The organism is Aquiflexum sp., assembly GCF_041751335.1.
GTDB lineage: Bacteria > Bacteroidota > Bacteroidia > Cytophagales > Cyclobacteriaceae > Aquiflexum.
Map to the genome: position 1 here is coordinate 1 of NZ_JBGSXS010000220.1, position 4,349 is coordinate 4,349.

Genomic DNA, 4,349 nt, shown 5'->3' on the forward strand with positions numbered 1-4,349 from the left:
TATGGACTTTATGATGAAAAAGGCAATTATCTGATGATGATTCCCAAGGAATCCGAAAGGGTAAATGTGGTCATCCCAAAGCCTAAAAACGGGAAAGTGAATGTGACTTGGTTCAATCCTTTTACAGGAGAATATTTGAAACAAGATCCGAAGGAATGGTCCGGTTGGCTGGAAATGGTGAGTCCCTGGCAGTATGAGATGAGTATTCTAATTATTAAGTAAGAAAACTTTCTTTGGGGAAGACTTTTTGATGGATATCAATCAATTATCTTGACTTACAACAAAAGTTGTTAAATTTAGGAAAACCAGAAAGCCATGGAATTCAAATTGGACAGAAATGCCTTCAAAGCTTCAAACGCCTCCGAAAAAATCCACTACGGCGAAATCTATAAAAAAAAATCCACAGCCGAATTACTGGAAATTGCTGCCTATCTGAACAGTTTGGCTTATGGTTACTCATTGGACAACCCACCTAAGATGGATAAAACTGTTTTTCACGCTAGAGGTAGAGAGAAATGATCGGGAATTTTCCAAAGGATTTTTTGGACTTCCTAGAGTCCTTCAATAAAAATAAAGTTGAGTATATTTTAGTTGGTGGATTTTCAGTTATCCTTCATGGATATCCTAGAACGACAGGGGATATTGACATTTGGGTAAAAAGGTCGGTTTCAAATTTCAAGAAAATCCAAAAAGCTTTCTTTGAATTTGGTATGCCTCTTTTTGATATGACTGAAGAAAATTTTATGAATCATCCAGATTGGGATGTATATACTTTCGGAAGGCCCCCAGTTGCTATTGATATCATGCTGGCAGTAAAAGGATTGGACTTTGATCAAGCATCTAAGAATTCAATTATTTCTCTTGAAAATGGTATTTCAATTAGGACACTCTCAAAAGAAGATTTAATAAAGGCCAAAACAGCAGTCATGAGACCAAAAGACCTTGACGATCTGGCCAATCTTTAATGGATACTGTTATCCCAAGCCTGTGGCTTCGGATTTCTGAGTTAATCCTGTTGGCTCTATTAATCCTTTTAATCATACCTTTTATTCCAGAGATAACAGTTCCAGTCTGGAGACTGAAATTGAGAGAGTCCAAGACTAAGTCTAGAACTGTTCCCCCTACTCCATACCCTCCAATTCACTTAACTCCAACCACCTTAATTCCAGTTCCTCCAAATCCTCATCGATTTTCTTTAAGGCAGCCGACCAATCCATCAAGGCTTCATGGTCGTCAGTCCCGGCAGTGATTAAGGCAAACAGTTTCTCCTTTTCAGCATTTAAGGATCCCATCTTGGCATTGATTTCTTCAAATTCCTTTTTGTCTTTGAAACTGGCTTTTGGCTTACCTAGATCAGAAGCAGGTTTTTCTACTTTGGCTTCTTTAAAAGGTTTTTCCTCTTTTTTGCTGGCCTTCTCTTCTTTTTCCCACTCCCTGAATTCAGAATAGTTACCAGGAAAATCCTTGATTTTCCCTTCTCCTTCAAAAACAAACAAATGCTCCACCAATCTGTCCATAAAGTACCTGTCATGCGATACAATGATCAGACAGCCCGGGAAATTGTCCAAAAACTCCTCCAAGGTATTCAAGGTGACTATATCCAAATCATTGGTGGGTTCATCCAGAATCAGGAAGTTTGGGCTTTTAATCAGGATCATAAGCAGTTGCAGCCTACGCCTCTCCCCTCCACTTAGCTTGGCAACAGGCGTATGCTGTTGTTTTGGTGGGAAACCGAATTTGGTGAGAAACTGGGAAACTGAGATGGTAGCACCTCCTGCGACAGTGACCACTTCGGCCACATCTTTAACAATATCTATCAGTCTTTTTTCCTCATCAAAGGCATCTTCTTCCTGACGGTAGTAGCCAATGGCTGTGGTTTGTCCCATTGACACCTTTCCACTATCAGGAGTCAACATCCCGGTGATCATATTCAAAAAAGTAGTCTTTCCAGCACCATTGGGTCCTACAATTCCGATCTTATCCCCTTTTTTGAAAGTATAGCTGAAGTCCTTGATCAGTGCTTTGTCATCAAAGGACTTGTTCAGTTTATCTATTTCTATGATTTTGTTCCCCAACCTTTGGGAAGTGACCTTCAATTCAATTTCTCTTTCCTCTCTTTTATTAAATACCTTTTCCTTGGTTTCTTCAAAAGCATCCACTCGGTATTTGGCCTTGGTGCTTCTTGCTTTGGGTTGACGGCGAATCCAGTCCAGTTCCTTTTTATACAAGCTCTTTGCTTTTTCCAGTTCAGTTGCCTCATTTTCTCTTCGTTCTTCCTTTTTCTCCAAAAAGTACCCGTAGTTGCCCATGTACTTGTGAATATTACCATTATCCAGTTCCAGAATCTGATTGGTGACTTTTTCCAAGAAATACCTGTCGTGTGTCACCATGAAAAGTGCCAAATTGGCCTTGGAAAGGTAATCCTCAAGCCATTCGATGGTTTCCAAATCAAGGTGGTTGGTAGGTTCATCCAAAAGCAACAAATCAGGCTTTTCCAATATGGCTTTGGCCAAAGCCACTCTTTTACGTTGTCCCCCGCTGAGATTGCCTACCGACATTTCGGTGTCATGCAGTCCTAACTTGCCCAAGACCTCGTTGATCTGATATTCAAAATCCCAAGCCTGTAGCGTGTCCATTTTCTCAAAAATCTTCTGCATCTCGTCGCCATTGTCTTTCCCATTCTCGGAATCCAACATGGCTTTATGATAATGTTCTATTACCTGAAGTGTCTCATTGGTGCTTCCGTCAAAGATGGTCTGGAACACACTGAGATCACCAGGAAAAACAGGATTCTGATGTACATAAGCAACTTTGACCTGTTGGTTGATGGCAACATTACCGGAATCAGGTACTTCCAGACCCATGATGATTTTCATCAATGTGGACTTTCCTGCACCATTGATACCGACGAGGGCAATCTTCTGCCCTTGATCTATTCCGAAAGAAATGTTCTGAAAAAGTTTGCGCTCACCGAAAGACTTGGTGAGATTTTCTACTGATAAGTAATTCATGCCGCAAAGATAAGAGAAGGGGAATTGAAAGATTGGAAAATTTTAAAATTTAAAATTGGGTAGGGGGAATGATTTGAAGATTGGAAATTGGGTAATTAATGTATTGACATACTAAGATGGGTAAATGTACTTCTCAGCCCTTTTCCTTGTCATGCCGACGGAAGGCGGCATCTGAATGGTGGTTTCATTGTCCAAACTAGCTGTCACAAAAAGTTTATCGTTTCTTCGGTCCAGAGAAAAATAGGTTTGTAAATGGCGTTTAAAGATTTATCCAATTTAGAACTAACTGGTCTATCTGCCACAGGAGCTAAATGATAGCTTATCTGCAATTTGGAATCATAGATTTCTATTAGGTTTTCATTTTTGAAATCCTGGGGCCTCACAAAAAGACTTGTATTTGATGGATATGGAATAAATGCCAAGCCATTACCTAATGTCTTCCGATAAAAATAAGAAATTGGTTCTGTCAATCCATCGACATAAAACATGCTTTTAGGATGAATTTTTCTCTGTTTTTGAAAATTCAAATCATAATCATAATACAATACCTGATTGGGTGTAAGCACCCATATCCCATCTTCATCCGAAAACCCAAGGCAATTCATAGCCGTCCTGAACTGTCCGGGTCCCTGACCTTCCAAGTTTTTTCTTTGTAGAATTTTGCCTTCTTCATCCAATATAATTACCACATAGCCCTTGGTTTTTTCAAATCCCAGGTAGCGTTTTTGTTTTGGATCATAATCCACAATATTGATGGAATTCAAGGAATTGATTCGGAATTCCTTGACCTTTTTAAGCTTGTATTGTGCAAATGAATTATTAAGGGTAAAAAAAAATATTACCTGGGCTAATAATGTTACATGGAATTTAATCATCATGAAAATTGGAAAGTAATTGTTGAACAAGTACTTTTAAAACTAAAAATTAAATTTTTATTTTCCAAGTTTGAAATGCTAATCATGGATTTATAAAATTCCTTTTAACCCATGAAAGATCACTTCGGTGATGTAACAATTTCAATTAAGATTGAACCTTTTTTGAAAATTTAGATATCCTTCAACTATACTTGAATGGTCCCTAAACTAAAAATCATTTTCATTTCTGAACATTTTCAAAATGTCGGGAACTCCGAATGACGGCCCTCTTGTATCTTGGTTCTTCTCTCTAATTTCTCGTTTCTCGCTTCTCACTTCTCGTTTCTCGGTTCTCCCCACTACTTCTTCCCCACAATATGCCCCACAATCTGCTCCGAATGTACAATGGAGTTTTCAATAAAAAATTCACGGGTATTTAATCCCCCACAAACCACCCCTGCTAAGTAAACACCAGGGATATTGG

The 4,349-nt window shown here is 38.8% G+C and carries 5 protein-coding genes; 3 read left to right on the plus strand and 2 right to left on the minus strand.

Going from position 1 to position 4,349, the window contains the following annotated elements:
- From ACEW8U_RS11725 to ACEW8U_RS11735, 3 genes are all read left to right on the plus strand, one after another.
- A partial coding sequence (locus ACEW8U_RS11725) for a hypothetical protein (protein WP_373522230.1) occupies window positions 1–222 on the plus strand: 222 nt, incomplete at its 5' end.
- 93 nt (window positions 223–315) lie between these two features.
- Complete coding sequence (locus ACEW8U_RS11730; protein ID WP_373522231.1) at window positions 316–519, plus strand: hypothetical protein; 204 nt, start codon at window positions 316–318, stop codon at window positions 517–519.
- A complete protein-coding gene (locus ACEW8U_RS11735; protein WP_373522232.1) occupies window positions 516–965 on the plus strand; it encodes a DUF6036 family nucleotidyltransferase in 450 nt (149 codons plus the stop codon). Before ACEW8U_RS11730 ends, ACEW8U_RS11735 begins: the two co-directional genes overlap by 4 nt.
- A 156-nt stretch (window positions 966–1,121) precedes the next feature.
- Here the strand turns inward: ACEW8U_RS11735 and ACEW8U_RS11740 are convergent, their stop codons facing one another.
- Both ACEW8U_RS11740 and ACEW8U_RS11745 read right to left on the minus strand, forming a co-directional pair.
- Window positions 1,122–3,011 (minus strand): ABC-F family ATP-binding cassette domain-containing protein, encoded by a 1,890-nt coding sequence (locus ACEW8U_RS11740; RefSeq protein WP_373522233.1) that lies wholly within the window; start codon window positions 3,009–3,011, stop codon window positions 1,122–1,124.
- A gap of 203 nt (window positions 3,012–3,214) precedes the next feature.
- Entirely contained in the window at window positions 3,215–3,889 is a 675-nt protein-coding gene (locus ACEW8U_RS11745; protein WP_373522234.1) for a hypothetical protein, read from the minus strand.
- Between the last annotated feature and the right edge of the window lie 460 nt (window positions 3,890–4,349).